This is a genomic window from Nevskia sp. (assembly GCF_021732705.1).
GTDB lineage: Bacteria > Pseudomonadota > Gammaproteobacteria > Nevskiales > Nevskiaceae > Nevskia.
Genome location: NZ_JAKFUM010000002.1, coordinates 175,685 through 190,423 on the forward strand (window position 1 = coordinate 175,685; position 14,739 = coordinate 190,423).

Genomic DNA, 14,739 nt, shown 5'->3' on the forward strand with positions numbered 1-14,739 from the left:
CGCGCTGCCTTTCGCTTGCCTGCTCGAATCCGTTCGCCGCAGGTCGGGCTTCCGCCGGACCCGCGAACGCTCGGATCAGCCGGCCCGCCGCTCGCTCAAACCGTTTCGAGCGTCGCCGTCGCGACCCGGCTGCGGCCGCTGATCGCGGCAAGCGCGTTCAGCACCCGTTCGACATGCTGCTCGCTGCAGCTCTGACCCATCAGGCCGATGCGCCAGACCTTGCCGGCGAAATCGCCGAGGCCGCCGCCGATCTCGACCCCGAACTCGTTCAGCAGACGGCCGCGACCGGCGGCGTCGTCGATCCCTTCCGGAATCCAGACCGAGTTCAGCTGCGGCAGGCGCTCGCCTTCCGGCACCACATAGCGGAAGCCCAGCGCTTCGAGCCCGTCGGCCAGCTGCTTGTGCACGCGCGCATGCCGCGCCCAGCTCGCTTCGAGGCCTTCCTCGTGCAGGATCAGCAGCGATTCATGCAGGCCGAACAGGGCGTTGACCGGTGCCGTGTGGTGATAAGTGCGCCGCGCGGTGGAGTTGCCGCCGCTGCCCCAGTAGCTCATCACCAGCGCCAGATCCTGGAACCACGAGACGACCGGCGTCTTGCGCGCCTTCACGCGCTCGACCGCCCGCGACGAGTAGCTGACCGGCGACAGGCCCGGCGGCGCCGACAGGCACTTCTGCGTCGCGCTGTACACGGCGTCGATGCCCCAGGCATCGACTTCCAGCGGCACGCCGGCGAGCGAGGTCACGGCATCGCACAGCGACAGCGCACCGTACTGATGGGCCAGCGCGCTGAGCGCCTTGGCATCGGACAGCGCGCCGGTCGAGGTTTCCGCCTGCACGAACGCGACGACGCGAGTGCCCGGATTGGCCTTCAGCGCCGCTTCGACACCTTCCAGATCGACGGCACGGCCCCACGGCGTGGCGACCTTCACCACCTTGGCACCGGCACGCTCGGCCATGCTGACCATGCGGCCGCCGAAGACGCCGTTGACGCAGATGATGATGGTGTCGCCCGGCTCGACCAGGTTGATGACGCTGGTCTCCATGCCGATCGAGCCCGGTGCCGAGATCGCGAACGTCAGATCGTTCTCGGTGCGGAAGGTCGCGCGCAGCAGCAGCTTGATCTCGTCCATCAGCCGGACGAATTCCGGATCGAGGTGGCCGATGGTGTTCTGCGCCATCGCGGCCAGCACGCGCGGGTGGACATCGGACGGGCCCGGACCCATCAGGACCCGTTTCGGGGCCGAAAACGCGCCGACCGAGGCCAACACGCCACTGCGGGCGGCGGCGCTCATGACGCGCGCTCCGAACGCGGCAACGAGCGGGAAAGCGGCTGCGACGCCGCAAGGTTCAGTGAGGACAAGGCGTTGGCGCGCATCGGATACCTGCCGGTGGTAGTGGAATCCCGTGCATCTGGAACAGGCTGCTGCCGATACTCGCGTCTACCGTCTCGTCTCGACGCCGCGGCACTGAGGCCTGCTGACACATGCTGCATATATGCTTTTATTAGCCGAAAGCCGAGGTCAAAACGGCGACCGGCACTGCAGTACAAGCCTCAGGCGCTTTCGCGTCAAGGGTTTTGCAACTGTCGGGGTCTGTCGCAATCGGCTGTAGGACAGCCGATGGCTGTCGTGAAGGCCGCATCTTGCCGCTTGGAAAGCCCGCAGCCATGCGGCATCGTCGCAGCATCTCCGACCTCGATCCGGTGCCGTTCGATGGCGAAAGCCCAGCCGTATTTCACTCCGAAGTCCCTCGCCTTCCTGCGCGATCTCGCGGCCAACAACAACCGCGCGTGGTTCACCGCGAACAAGGCCGAATACGAGCAGCACGTGAAGCTGCCGTTCCTGCGGCTGATCGGCGATCTCGATGCGCCGCTGAAGGAACTGAGCGGGCATTACGTGGCGAACCCGAAGCCGGTCGGCGGCTCGATGTTCCGGATCTACCGCGATACCCGCTTCGCGGCCGACAAGACGCCGTACAAGCCCTGGGCGGGCGCCAGCTTCTACCATCAGGCCACGCGTGCGGTGACGCGCGGCGGCGACGCCGATCAGGGCACGATGGGTCGGCTCGATGCACCCGGCTTCTACCTGCATCTGGAGCCCGGCGGCACCTTCGTCGGCGGCGGGCTGTGGCATCCGCAGCCGGAAACGCTGAAGCGCATCCGCGCCTATCTGCTGAACAACCCGGCGAGCTGGAAAGCGGCCACGCGCTCGGCCGCGTTCAGGAAGACCTTCGGCACCTTGGGCGGCGACAGCATGAAGCGCGTGCCGCTCGGCTTCGACCCGGCGCACGAGCTGATCGACGACATCAAGCGCAAGGATTTCGTCTGCTCCGCACCCCTGGCCGACGAGGCGCTGTTCGCGCCGGACCTGCCGAAGACGATCATCAAGCACTTCAAGCTCGCCAGCCCGCTGATCGACTGGCTGTGCGGCGCACTGGACCTGGATTTCTGAACCGCCGAGGCCGCCGCCGCAGACCGTGATTCAGTCGGCGGCGGCAGCGCTCACCGCCACGCCAGCCGATCGCGCAGCGTCACCACTTCGCCGACGATGACCATGCTGGCGCCCTTGACCCCGGCGGCGATCACCTCGGCCGGCAGGGTCGCCAAGGTGCCGGTCAGCACGCGCTGCTTTGCCGAAGTGCCTTCCTCGATCAGCGCGACCGGCCAGTCGCCCGGCAGACCGTGCTCGATCAACTTGGCGCACAGCATCGGCAGCGAGCCGAGGCCCATGTAGATCGCGAGGGTCTGGCCGGGCCGGGCCAGTGCGTCCCACGGCAAGGTCAGCTGGCCGTCGGCGCGTGGGTGGCCGGTGACGAAGATGCAGGCCTGGGCGTAGTCGCGGTGGGTCAGCGGGATGCCGGCGTAGGTCGAGCAGCCGCTGGCGGCGGTGATGCCGGGCACGACCTGGAACGGAATCCCGGCCTGCGCCAGCCGTTCGATCTCCTCGCCGCCGCGGCCGAAGATGAACGGATCGCCGCCCTTGAGGCGCAGCACGCGCTTGCCCTGCCGCGCGAGGCGGACCAGTTCCTCGTTGATCTCGTCCTGCGGCACCGTGTGCTGGTTGCGCCGCTTGCCGACGAAGATGCGCTCGGCATCGCGCCGCACCAGATCGAGGATGCCCTGCCCGAGCAGCCGGTCGTACAGCACGACATCGGCCTGCTGCATCAGGCGCAGCGCGCGAAACGTCAGCAGATCCGGATCGCCCGGCCCGGCGCCGACCAGATAGACCTCGCCGAGCGGGGTGTCATCGGCCAGCAACTGATCGAGCACGGCGTCGGCCGCCGCGGTGTCGCCGCGCAGCACGGCTTCGGCGCCGGCGCTGTCGAGGAAACGTTCCCACAGCGCACGCCGGGCCGGGGTGGCGAGCACGGCCTTGACCTGGTCGCGCCGGCTCTGGGTGTAGGCGGCGAGGTCGCCGTAGGTCTGCGGCAGCGCCGCTTCCAGCCGCTCGCGCAGCCGCCGGGCCAGCACCGGCGCGGCACCGCCGGTGGAGATCGCGACGGTCAGCGGCGGGCGTTCGATGATCGCCGGCGTGATGAAGGTGCTCGGTTCCGGGTCATCGACGACGTTGACCGGGATGTTGCGCGACCGCGCCTCGGCCGCCACCTGCCGATTCAGTGTCTGGTCGTCGGTGGCCGCGATCACGAGCCGCGCGCCGTCGAGCTGTTGCGGCTCGAAGGCCTCGGCGAGATGGCGCACGCGGCCGGCTGACGCGAGTGCGGCGACTTCCGGATTCAGCTCGCGCGCGACGACGTCGGCCTGCGGCCCGGCCTTCAGCAGCAGGCGCAGCTTGCGCGCGGCGATCTCGCCGCCGCCGACGACGACGATGCGGGCATCGTCCAGCCGCAGCGTGATCGGGAAATAGCGCGGCGTGGCGTCGACGGAATCGGTCATGGCGGCAGCAGTCGGAGAGCCGGAATTCTGAGCGAATTTCGACGGCCGGGGAGCCGTTGGTCACTTCCGATCAAAATTACTTACATTGAATAACAAAATGCTTTTATAGTTCTTTATTGCATAACTCGACGCGCCTACAGTGCCGCATCAAATCGCCAGCCCGTCGTTTTTCGAAAAAAAGGAATAAGCAATGGTCATCCACGCCATCAACAGCCGCAACCAGCTGCAGGGTCGCATCGTCGAGATCGTGCTCGGCCCGGTGGTGTCCGAAGTCGATGTCGAAACCGACTCCGGCATCGTCACCTCGATCGTCACCACCCGTTCGATCCGCAATCTGAATCTGCAGGTCGGACAGGACGTGCTCGCGATCTTCAAGGCCACGGAAGTGATGATCGCCAAGATCTGACGGCGGCGTCCCGGCTCGAAACACGTTTGCAAGTGACGGAAAACATTCGCGCATGTGCCTGATCATCCATCAACCCGAGGGCGCCGTGACGCCCGTGGCGCTGCTGCGCTCGGCGGCGGAATACAACCCGGACGGCTTCGGATTCATGGGTTTCGATCATGCCGGCCGCACGCGCATCGAGCGCTCCGGCGAGCAGGGGCTGGCGCTGGCCACGCGGCTGGCCGACGAGTTCGCCGGCCGCAACTGCGTGTTCCACTTTCGGCGCCGCACGCGCGGTTCGTCGAACGACGAGAACCTGCATCCGTTCAAGGTCGCGCCGGGGTTGTACCTGATGCACAACGGCACGGCGCGGGTCGAAATCCGCCTGGCCGGCCGCTCCGACACCTGGCATCTGGTCAACGACTACCTCGGGCCGTTCCTGAGCAGCCGGCGCCGGCTGATCTATGACCGCAGCTTCCGCCACATCCTCAATGCCTGGCTCGGGCCGCAGAACCGGATCGTGTTCCTCGACGAAAGCGAGGGCCGGATCGAACTGCTGCACCGCGCCGAAGGCCTCGAATGGAACGGCCTGTGGCTCAGCAACGCCCGCTGGGTCGATCGAGCGCTGCTGTCGCTCGACGGCACCGACGGCGTCTACCGCGCGACGGACACGGCGTTCTGCTGATGCCTCCGGCGATGACAGTCCGCCGCGCTGCCGGCACCTGCAGGCCGATGCCCGGCCTGGCCGGCGATCACCTCCCTACTGAATCCAAGACCGAGTATCGGCCATGAAACTTCGCCAATTGCACTACATCCAGGAAGTCGCCAAGCGCGGCCTCAATGTCACCGCGGCCGCCGATGCGATGTTCACCTCGCAGCCCGGCGTGTCGAAGCAGGTGCGTCTGCTCGAGGAAGAGCTCGGCGTCGACATCTTCATCCGCAACGGCAAGCACATCGCCGAGATCACCCCCGCAGGCAAGCGCATCCTCGAGTACACCCGCCGCCTGCTGCTGGAGGCGGACAACATCCGCAACATCGCCGAGGAGTTCCGCCAGACCGACAAGGGCGACCTCAGCGTGGCAACCACCCATACCCAGGCGCGCTACGCGCTGCCGGCGGTGATCCACAAGTTCCGGACGGTCTACCCGCAGGTGGCGCTGCACCTGCATCAGGGCAGCCCGCAGCAGATCGCGAAGATGGCGGTCGAAGGCACGGCCGATTTCGCGATCGCGACCGAAGCGCTGGAGCATTTCGACCAGCTGGTGATGCTGCCGTGCTACCACTGGAACCGCAGCGTGCTGGTGCTGCCGGATCATCCGCTGGCCAAGAAGTTCGGCCCCGGCGCGCCGGCCGGCAGCCCGAAGATGAGCCTCGCCGACATCGCCGAGCACCCGGTCATCACCTACACCTTCGGCTTCACCGGCCGCTCGAAGCTCGATCAGGCCTTCGCCGCCCATGGCCTGCGCCCGGACGTGGTGCTGACCGCGGTCGACGCCGACGTGATCAAGACCTATGTCCGGCTCGGTCTGGGCATCGGCATCGTCGCGTCGATGGCCTGGGACGAGAAGCTCGACGCCGATCTGGTGCACCTGCCGGCCGATCACCTGTTCGAGCCGAGCACCACGCACGTCGGCTTCCGGCAGGGCATGTTCCTGCGCGGCTACATGTACGATTTCATCGGTCAGTTCGCACCGCACCTGACGCGCGAGCTGATCGACGAAGTCAGCGAGATCACCGACGCCGAGGCCCGCCAGCGCCGCGTGCACGAGCTGATCGCCCGCCTGCATCTGCTGTGACGGAATCCGCGCCGGGCCTCGCAGTCGCCCGGCGAACGGCATCCAAGCTCCGGAAAGCACAGTGTTTTCCGGAAAGTTATTAGGATATTCCGGTTCACTGCAATTACAGTGCGCACCCGCCAGCCACGGGCGGCCTGAGGGTGGACGTTCATGTATCAGTACGACGAATACGATCAGAAGCTGGTCGACGAGCGCGTTGCCCAGTTCCGCGACCAGACCCAGCGCTTCCTCGCCGGCCAGCTGCCGGATGACGAATACCGCATGCTGCGGCTGCGCAATGGCCTGTACGTGCAGCGTTTCGCGCCGATGCTGCGCGTCGCCGTGCCGTACGGCCTGCTGGCCTCCAAGCAGCTGCGCATGCTCGGCCACATCGCCCGCAAGTACGACAAGGGCTACGCCCACCTGACGACGCGCCAGAACGTGCAGTTCAACTGGCCGACGATCGAATCGGTGCCGGACATCCTCGCCGACCTCGCGACCGTGCAGATGCACGCGATCCAGACCAGCGGCAACTGCATCCGCAACTTCACCTCGGATCACCTCGCCGGCGTGGCTGCCGACGAACTGGTCGACCCGCGTCCGTACTGCGAGATCGCGCGCCAGTGGGCGACCTTGCATCCCGAATTCAACTGGCTGCCGCGCAAGTTCAAGATCGCGATCAGCTCGTCGACCACCGACCGCGCCGCGACGCGCGTGCACGACATCGGCGTCCACATCGTCCGCAACGAAGCCGGCGAACTCGGCTACACGATGTATGTCGGCGGCGGCCTCGGCCGCACCCCGATCATCGGCGTCAAGATCCGCGACTTCCTGCCGGAAGCCGACCTGCTGAGCTATTGCGAAGCGGTGCTGCGCGTCTACAACCGCCTCGGCCGTCGCGACAACATCTACAAGGCGCGGATCAAGATCCTGGTCAAGGAAACCGGCCCGGCCAAGTTCGCGGAACTGGTCGAAGCCGAATGGGCGCAGATCAAGGACGGCTATCTGAAGCTGACGCAGGCCGACCTCGATCGCGTCAAGAAGCACTTCGCGCAGCCGACCTACGCGAGCGACGCCGCCGACGACCCGAGCTACTCGCAGCATCTGGCGAGCCACCCGGCGTTCGCGGCCTGGGCGCGCCGCAACATCAAGGCTCACCGCGTGCCGGGCTACTTCGCCGTGTTCGCGTCGCTGAAGGCCAAGGGCGTGGCGCCCGGCGACATCACCGCCGACCAGTTCGATGCCGTCGCCGATCTGGCCGACCGCTATTCGTTCGGCGAGGCCCGCGTCACCCACACCCAGAATCTGGTGTTTGCCGACGTGCAGCAGAAGGACCTGTTCGCGGTCTGGCAGGCGCTCGACGCGATCCAGTTGGCCACGCCGAACATCGGTCTGCTGACCGACGTGATCTGCTGCCCGGGTCTCGATTTCTGCAGCCTGAGCAACGCCAGCTCGATCGCCGTTGCCGAGGAAATCTTCGAACGGTTCGAAAGCCTCGATGACCAGTACGACATCGGCGAGATGAAGCTGAACATGTCCGGCTGCATGAACGGCTGCGGTCATCACAGCGTCGGCAATATCGGCATCCTCGGCGTCGACAAGAAAGGCGAGGAGTGGTATCAGATCACGCTCGGCGGTTCGTCCAGCAACGATGCCAGCCTCGGCGACCGCACCGGGCCGAGTGTCTCGCGTGCCGACATCGCCGACGCCGTGCAGAACCTGATCGAAACCTATCTCGACGAGCGCGCGAACGAGGACGAAAGCTTCGTCGCCTGCTATCGCCGCGTCGGCATGACGCCGTTCAAGACCCGGCTGTACGCGCAGGTCGCGGCGGAGGCATGAGCATGACCCTGATTCGCAACCTGCAGCTCGATGCCGACGACTATGCGCGGCTGGCCGATGACGCGCCGTTGCCGGCGTCCGGCAAGGTCATCGTCAGCCTCGCCCGCTGGCAGCAGGATCACGCCACGCTGGCCGCGTCCGGCCTGACCATCGGCGTGCAGGTGCCGAACACGGTCGATGTCGCCGCCGTGCTGCCAACCCTGGCCGACCGGCCGCTGATCGCGCTCGAGTTTCCGGCGTTCCCCGATGGCCGCGCCTACTCGCAGGCGCGCCTGCTGGCGGAGCGCTTCCAGTTCCGCGGCGAACTGCGCGCCACCGGCAAGGCCGTGGTCCGCGATCAGATCGGCTTCATGGCGCGCTGCGGCTTCACCAGCTTCGAACTGCGCGAAGGTCAGGACCCGGCCGCGTGTCTGGCCGCGGTCCACGAATTCACCGTGCCCTACCAGCAGGCCGCCGACGCGGTGACGCCGATCTTCGTCCAGCGCCGCCGCAGCGGGCAGTGACGCGCATCAAGTGCGCGCCCATCGGCTGAAAGCAGCATAAGCGCGCGCTGCCATCACGCCGATGGCAAGCCGTATAATGGCGGATGACCTTGCTGCCCCGCCCGACCGCCACGCCTCCGGCCCCGATCCACGATCGGTTCGGCCGCATCAAGCGCAAGCTGCGGATTTCGCTGACGGATCGCTGCAATTTCCGCTGCCCGTACTGCATGCCGGAAACCCCGGAATTCATGGAACGGGCCGATCGCCTGAGCCGCCCGGAGCTGTCGCGCATCCTGATGCTGTTCGTCGCCGAACTCGGCGTGAACCGGCTGCGCCTGACCGGTGGCGAGCCGCTGCTGCGGCGTGACCTCGAAGGCATCATCGAAGACGCGCAGGCGCTGCGCGCGTTCGGGCTCGAACGGATCAGCCTGACGACCAATGCCGCACTGCTCGAAAAGCGCGCCGCCGGGCTGAAAACTGCCGGCGTCGATGACCTGAACATCAGCCTCGATGCGATCGACCCGACGATCTTCGCGAAGCTTTCCGGTGGCCGTTCGATCAAGCCGGTGCTCGCCGGCATTCCCGCCGCCCGCGACGCCGGCATCCCGATCAAGCTGAACGCGGTGATCATCCGCGGCATCAACGAAGGCGAAATCCTGCCGCTGGCCCGTTACGCCGCGCGCGAACGGTTGCCGTTGCGCTACATCGAATTCATGCCGCTCGACGGCCGTGGCGAATGGACGCGCGAAAGAGTCGTGCCGCAGGCCGACATCCTGGCCGCGCTGCGCACCGAATTCGCCGTCCATGCGCTGCCGCGCTCGAACGATCCCGCGGCGTACTACGAACTCGACGACGGCAATGCCCAGAAAAACGACGTCGGCATCATCGCCACCGTCAGCAACCCGTTCTGCGCCAGCTGCGACCGCCTGCGGATCACCGCCGACGGCTCGCTGTACCCGTGCCTGTTCTCGAAGACCGGCATCAGCCTGCGCGATCCGATGCGCCGCGGCGCCGACGATGCGGCGCTCGCGCAGCTGATCCGCACCACGGTCTGGAACAAGGACGCCGGCTACGCAGCCAATCCGGGCTATTCGGATCGGCCGATCGCGATGAACTCGTTGGGTGGGTGAGCCGATGCGCTTTGCAATCACTGATTGCTGCATCGGCGAACGCCCGAGCGCTGGCGCGAGGGCCGGACACGCCATGCGCTTTGCCATCACCGATCGCTGCATCGGCGAACGCCCGAGCGCTGGCGCGAGGGCCGGACACGCCATGCGCTTTGCCATCACCGATCGCTGCATCGGCGAACGCCCGAGCGCTGGCGCGAGGGCCGGGTAAGCGATGCGCATCACCGTCGAGTGCTACGGCGCCAGCGCGCGCTGGTGCGGATCGGACGCGATCACGCTGGACCTCGCGACCGGCGCCACCGGCAATGACGCGCTCGATGCCCTCGCCGACCGCTTTCCGGATTTCGCGGCCCGTCGCAGCAACGTGGCGATTGCCAGCGGTGACGCCATCGCCTCGCCGACCGCGCCGCTGGCCGATGGCGACGTGATCGCGCTGATTCCGCCGGTCAGCGCCGGTTGATGCGATGAGCGAACTCCGGTCCCGACCGCGCCTGCGCGACGGTGCGCTGAACCTCGCCGACTGGCTCGCCGAACCGCAGCCGGCCACTGCCGGCGCGCTGAACGTGTTCGCCGGCACCGTCCGCAACACGCACGAAGGCCATGCCGTCGGCAGCATGACCTACCACGCCCATCGCGCGCTTGCGGAAGCGCGGCTGCGCGAAATCGAAGCCGCGGCGGAAGCGCGCTTCGGGGTCAGCGCGCTCGTGGCGCATGCGGTCGGCAAGCTCGAGATCGGCGAGATCAGCGTCATCGTCGTGATCCGCGGCGGCCATCGCGCCGAAGGCTTCGAGGCCTGCCGCTGGACCATCGACGCAATCAAATCGGCCGTGCCGATCTGGAAGGAAGAACACTATCTCGACGGCGAGGCGCGCTTTCTCGAAGGCGTGCCGATCCAGCCGGTGGAATCGCTGTGAGTGTCGCCAAGGTCCCGTCGTCCCCGCGCAGGCGGGGATCCAGTCTTGCCGACTTCGGTACCGCGCGCACCGTGGATTCCCGCCTTCGCGGGGATGACGCCGGAAGTGACCGTCGTCCCCGGTCTTCGCCTGACACCCACCTTTTGAATTCGCTGAAAGCCCCATGAGAGACGTCAGCCCCAAGGAAGTGACCCTGCGCGTGGCCGTGGCGCAGGCGGTGGTCGACGTGCCGCCGGATGTGCTGCAGCGCCTGAAGGACCGCACGCTGGACAAGGGCGATGCGCTCGAGATTTCCCGCGCCGCCGGCATTCTGGCCGCCAAGCGCACCTGGGAACTGCTGCCGCTGTGCCATCCGATTCCGGTCGAGCGGCTTGATCTCACGTACACCTTCGGCGCTTCCAGCGTCACGGTGCTGGTCGAAGTGGCGACCCACGCCCGCACCGGCATCGAGATGGAAGCGCTCACCGCCGCGAGCGTGGCGTCCCTGTGCCTGTACGACATGCTGAAGCCGCATGCCGGCACCGACCTGCGCATCCGCGATGTGCTGCTGCTGAAGAAGACCGGCGGCAAGTCCGGCGATTTCCTGCGCGCCTGACGCGCGCCTCCCCCACCAGGATCATGACCATGTCCGTTGACGCCACCCGCAAGCTCCTCGCCGACTACTACGGCGCCTTCAACCGCCGCGACTGGCCGACGTTTCTCGGCCTGCTGACCGACGACGTCATCCACGACGTCAACCAGGGCGGCCGCGAAATCGGCAAGGAGGCGTTCGGCAAGTTCATGGACAAGATGAACCGCTCGTACTCCGAGGAGATCGTCGACATCTCGATCAACGTCAATCTCGACGGCTCGCGCGCGGCAGTCGAATTCCTCGTGCTCGGCAAGTACCTGAAGACCGACGAAGGCCTGCCGGAAGCGAACGGCCAGACCTATCGCCTGCCGGCCGGGGCCTTCTTCGACATTCGCGACGGCAAGGTCGCCCGCGTCACCAACTACTACAACCTGAATGACTGGTTGAAGCAGGTCGGGGCCTGAGAGCCACATCTTTGCGTTGAGAAACAGCAACGGCAACCGTTAAACGCGGAGGCGCAAAGGGAAAAGAAAGGACGCAAAGAAAATTGTCGATAAAGCTGAAAGTCGACGCGCGGGCCGTACCGCGCTTCGGCAAAAGGCTTTCGCTGTCCCTCTCTTTGCCGTTCTCCTCTTGGCTGTTCTTTGCGACTTTGCGTTGAACTTTTGACGTTGCTTTTCAAGCAATCACGAGCGCACGGCCCGATGCCTGAACTCAGAATCGAACAACTCCGCGGCAGCGAGATCGCGCGCCAGATCGACGCGCTGGCCGACGTGAGGATCAACGTGTTCCGCGCGTTCCCGTACCTGTACGAAGGCTCGCGCGCGTACGAGGCGCATTACCTCGATCTGTACGTGAACTGCCCGCGCAGCCTCGCGATCCTGGTTTGGGATGGTGATCGCTGCATCGGCGCCTCGACCGTGCTGCCGCTGGCCGATGCCGGGGCCGAGGCACAGGCACCGTTCATTGCCGGCGGTCATGCGATCGACGAGATCGACTACTTCGGCGAGTCCGTGTTGCTGCCCGAATATCGCGGCCACGGGTTGGGCGTGAAGTTCTTCGAACTGCGCGAAGCGCATGCGGCGGCGCTGGGCCTGAAGGTCTGCGCGTTCTGCGCCGTGCAGCGGCCGGACGATCATCCGGCCAGGCCCGCCGCCTACGTGCCGAACGATCGCTTCTGGGGCAAGCGCGGCTACGTCAAGGCGCCGGAAATCGTCACCACGTTCTCGTGGCCGGATATCGGCGAAACCGAGAACACCGCGAAGCCGATGACGTTCTGGCTCCGTCGCCTGCCGGACGCCACGTCATGAGCATCACGCCGAGCCGCGTGTTCACGGTGGCGGCGGCCCAGTTTCCGGTGTTCTCGCCCGGCGCCTGGGACGATGTCGAAGCGCTGGTCACGCGCTGGGTGATCGAAGCGGTGGGCCGCGGCGCGAAGCTGCTGGTGTTCCCGGAATACGGCTCGATGTCGCTGGCGCATCTCGATGCCGCCACGCGCTCGGACCTGCATGGCCAGATCGCAGCGATGCAGCGGCATCGCGACGCCTGGAAGGATCTGCATGTCGCGTTGGCGCAGAGGCACCGCGTCTACATCGTCGCCGGCAGCTATCCGTGGACGCTCGACGACGGCCGCACCGTCAACCGCGCGTGGTTCTGCGCGCCGGACGGCACGGCGGACTATCAGGACAAGTCGGTGATGACGCGCTTCGAGCGCGAGCAGTGGAACATCGCGTCCTGCCCGCCGCTGAAAGTGTTCGACACCGCGCTCGGCAAGATCGCGATCAACATCTGCTACGACTCGGAATTCCCGCTGCAGGCGCGTGCGCAGTGCGAAGCCGGCGCGGAAATCATTCTCGTGCCGAGCTGCACCGACACGCTGGCCGGGTACTACCGGGTCAAGGTCGGCGCGCAGGCGCGGGCGCTGGAAAACCAGTGCTACGTGATCCAGTCGCCGATCGTGGGTGAAGCGGCGTGGTCGCCGGCAGTCGACGTCAACATCGGCAGCGCCGGCGTCTACGGCCCGCCGGATCGCGGCTTTCCGGACGACGGCGTGATCGCCCTCGGCCCGCTGAACGAGCCGCTGTGGCTCTACGCCGAGATCGACCCGGCCAGGGTCGCCGACGTGCGAGAACACGGCGCAGTGCGGCCGTTCCGGCACTGGCCGGAGACCGAGCACGTCGCCGTGAGCACCGTCCGGCTGTAGCCCAGCGTTCGCAGCTGGATCACAGGGTCGATCACGCCGCCTAAACTGAAGCGCGTCTGCGGATCGCTCGTCGCCACTCGCCCCTCTCTTCCCGCCTCCCACCTGCATGACCACCCCCACCCACAAGCAGCTGCTGACCCTGCAGCGGATGGAAATGTCGCTGGTGCGCGCGGTGCTGGCGCTGCCGAGCTTTCTCGTCCATCGCGAATACAGCCAGCTGCGCTATCTGCTGAGCTTCGCCCGGCTGCACGTGTTCGCGCCCGGCGGCGTCGACGGCAGCCCGCGCCGCGCCGATGTCGAACTGGCGCAGGACATCATCGCCCCGCTGCGCGAGCAGGTGCTGGCCCATCTGTTCAAGCCGCTGCGGCGCGAGGACAAGCCGGATGCGCGGCTTGGTGGCGCGCTCGAAGCGCTGCGCGCGCTGTATCCGTCGCTGGTGTCGTCCCGGCGCACCCTGCTGCGGCGGCACCAGAACGATTTCTCCGAAGCCGAGCTCGATGCCGAAGTCGGCCGCAAGGCGCTGGTCACGATCGCCGGCGGCGGTGGCGGCGCCGGCTATGTCTACATCGGCGCGGCGGCGCGGCTCCGGGCCGAGGGCAAGGCCTCGGACTATCTGGTCGGTGCCTCGATCGGCGCCCTGATCGGTGCCTTCCTGACCCGCTCCCGCCAGCTCGACATCGACGCCGTGCTCGACTGGGCCAAGTCGCTGAAGACGCGGGACATCTTCGCGCCGACGCACGTCGGTGCCGCGCACACGCTGCCGGGCCTGATGCGCCTGCACCTGTCCGGCATGCAGCGCACGATGAGCCACCCGGACGGCACGCCGCTGCGGATCAGGGATCTCGAGATTCCGTACGAGGCGGTGATCGCCGGCGTCCGCAAGAGCATCTACGACCACATGCCGGCGACGATGCGCGAGCTGATCGGTGCGCGCATCCGCGGCCGGCGCCTGTCGCGGCTGGTGACCGAACGCATGCTGCTGGTCGGCACCTTCTTCAACCCGCGAGTCGTGAAAGCGATCGTGCTCGGCCGCGACGACGCGACGCGCGACCTGCGCGTGATCGATGCCGTCGGCCTGTCGGCGGCGATTCCGGCGGTGCTGCAGTACGAGCCGCGCCAGCGCGACGCGATCAGCGACAGCATCCTCGCCGACCTGCGCCAGCAGCACGACGTGGCGCTGTTCGCCGATGGCGGCGTCGCGGCGAACGTGCCGGCGCGCATCGCCTGGGAAGGCGTGCACGGCGGCCGCATCGGCACCCGCAACGCGTTCTATCTGGCGCTGGACTGCTTCCACCCGCAGTTCGATGCCCGCCACCTGTGGCTGTGGCCGGTGACGCAGGCGGTGCAGCTGCAGCTGCCGTCGCAGCGCCCGTACTTCGACTGGCTGATGCGCTTCGAACCGACGCTGTCGCCGGTCAATCTGCTGCCGTCGGCCAGCGATTTCGACCTTGCGTTCCAGTGGGGCTGGAATCAGGCCGACGTGATGATGCCGTTCCTGCTGAAAGCGCTCGAACCGATCGAATGGGTGCCGTGACGCGCGGCAACGCC

The 14,739-nt window shown here is 67.1% G+C and carries 16 protein-coding genes; 14 read left to right on the plus strand and 2 right to left on the minus strand.

Annotation, left to right across the window (positions count from 1 at the left end; translation table 11 throughout):
* Positions 1 to 95 precede the first annotated feature (95 nt).
* Positions 96 to 1,292: an alanine--glyoxylate aminotransferase family protein gene (locus QZ951_RS01230; RefSeq protein WP_292997694.1), complete on the minus strand. Its 1,197-nt coding sequence runs from the start codon at positions 1,290 to 1,292 to the stop codon at positions 96 to 98.
* A gap of 420 nt (positions 1,293 to 1,712) precedes the next feature.
* Here QZ951_RS01230 and QZ951_RS01235 point away from each other — a divergent pair, with 420 nt between their 5' ends.
* Positions 1,713 to 2,450 carry a DUF2461 domain-containing protein gene (locus QZ951_RS01235; protein ID WP_292997696.1) on the plus strand — a complete coding sequence of 246 codons (738 nt, stop codon included), beginning with the start codon at positions 1,713 to 1,715 and terminating at the stop codon, positions 2,448 to 2,450.
* A 50-nt stretch (positions 2,451 to 2,500) separates the two neighbouring features.
* Here QZ951_RS01235 and cysG read toward each other — a convergent pair whose 3' ends face one another.
* Complete coding sequence (cysG, locus tag QZ951_RS01240) at positions 2,501 to 3,892, minus strand: siroheme synthase CysG (RefSeq protein ID WP_292997698.1); 1,392 nt, start codon at positions 3,890 to 3,892, stop codon at positions 2,501 to 2,503.
* Between the two features lie 190 nt (positions 3,893 to 4,082).
* On the opposite strand from cysG, the gene QZ951_RS01245 reads away from it, so the two are divergent.
* The 13 genes from QZ951_RS01245 to QZ951_RS01305 all read left to right on the plus strand — a co-directional run bounded on the left by QZ951_RS01245 (position 4,083) and on the right by QZ951_RS01305 (position 14,725).
* Complete coding sequence (locus QZ951_RS01245) at positions 4,083 to 4,298, plus strand: TOBE domain-containing protein (RefSeq protein ID WP_292997700.1); 216 nt, start codon at positions 4,083 to 4,085, stop codon at positions 4,296 to 4,298.
* Positions 4,299 to 4,350: 52 nt separating this feature from the next.
* Positions 4,351 to 4,962: a hypothetical protein gene (locus tag QZ951_RS01250; RefSeq protein ID WP_292997702.1), complete on the plus strand. Its 612-nt coding sequence runs from the start codon at positions 4,351 to 4,353 to the stop codon at positions 4,960 to 4,962.
* A 103-nt stretch (positions 4,963 to 5,065) separates the two neighbouring features.
* Positions 5,066 to 6,073, plus strand: a complete 1,008-nt coding sequence (gene cysB, locus QZ951_RS01255; RefSeq protein WP_292997704.1) for an HTH-type transcriptional regulator CysB — start codon at positions 5,066 to 5,068, stop codon at positions 6,071 to 6,073.
* 150 nt (positions 6,074 to 6,223) lie between these two features.
* Positions 6,224 to 7,894 carry a nitrite/sulfite reductase gene (locus tag QZ951_RS01260; RefSeq protein ID WP_292997706.1) on the plus strand — a complete coding sequence of 557 codons (1,671 nt, stop codon included), beginning with the start codon at positions 6,224 to 6,226 and terminating at the stop codon, positions 7,892 to 7,894.
* Positions 7,895 to 7,896: 2 nt separating this feature from the next.
* Positions 7,897 to 8,397 (plus strand): DUF934 domain-containing protein, encoded by a 501-nt coding sequence (locus tag QZ951_RS01265; RefSeq protein ID WP_292997708.1) that lies wholly within the window; start codon positions 7,897 to 7,899, stop codon positions 8,395 to 8,397.
* A gap of 83 nt (positions 8,398 to 8,480) precedes the next feature.
* Positions 8,481 to 9,506 (plus strand): GTP 3',8-cyclase MoaA, encoded by a 1,026-nt coding sequence (gene moaA / locus QZ951_RS01270; protein WP_292997710.1) that lies wholly within the window; start codon positions 8,481 to 8,483, stop codon positions 9,504 to 9,506.
* A 211-nt stretch (positions 9,507 to 9,717) separates the two neighbouring features.
* Positions 9,718 to 9,963 carry a MoaD/ThiS family protein gene (locus QZ951_RS01275; RefSeq protein WP_292997712.1) on the plus strand — a complete coding sequence of 82 codons (246 nt, stop codon included), beginning with the start codon at positions 9,718 to 9,720 and terminating at the stop codon, positions 9,961 to 9,963.
* A 4-nt stretch (positions 9,964 to 9,967) separates the two neighbouring features.
* Positions 9,968 to 10,417, plus strand: coding sequence for a molybdenum cofactor biosynthesis protein MoaE (locus QZ951_RS01280; protein ID WP_292997714.1), 450 nt, complete (start codon positions 9,968 to 9,970; stop codon positions 10,415 to 10,417).
* 163 nt (positions 10,418 to 10,580) lie between these two features.
* Complete coding sequence (moaC, locus tag QZ951_RS01285) at positions 10,581 to 11,012, plus strand: cyclic pyranopterin monophosphate synthase MoaC (RefSeq protein WP_292997716.1); 432 nt, start codon at positions 10,581 to 10,583, stop codon at positions 11,010 to 11,012.
* 29 nt (positions 11,013 to 11,041) lie between these two features.
* The gene (locus tag QZ951_RS01290; RefSeq protein ID WP_292997718.1) at positions 11,042 to 11,452 is read left to right on the plus strand and encodes a ketosteroid isomerase-related protein; all 411 of its coding nucleotides are present in this window, start codon (positions 11,042 to 11,044) and stop codon (positions 11,450 to 11,452) included.
* Positions 11,453 to 11,692: 240 nt separating this feature from the next.
* A complete protein-coding gene (locus QZ951_RS01295; RefSeq protein WP_292997720.1) occupies positions 11,693 to 12,298 on the plus strand; it encodes a GNAT family N-acetyltransferase in 606 nt (201 codons plus the stop codon).
* Positions 12,295 to 13,191, plus strand: a complete 897-nt coding sequence (locus QZ951_RS01300) for a carbon-nitrogen hydrolase family protein (protein WP_292997722.1) — start codon at positions 12,295 to 12,297, stop codon at positions 13,189 to 13,191. The genes QZ951_RS01295 and QZ951_RS01300 overlap by 4 nt, the downstream gene beginning before the upstream one ends.
* 106 nt (positions 13,192 to 13,297) lie before the next feature.
* On the plus strand, positions 13,298 to 14,725 hold the full coding sequence (locus QZ951_RS01305) for a patatin-like phospholipase family protein (protein ID WP_292997724.1): 1,428 nt from the start codon (positions 13,298 to 13,300) through the stop codon (positions 14,723 to 14,725).
* Positions 14,726 to 14,739: the final 14 nt, after the last annotated feature.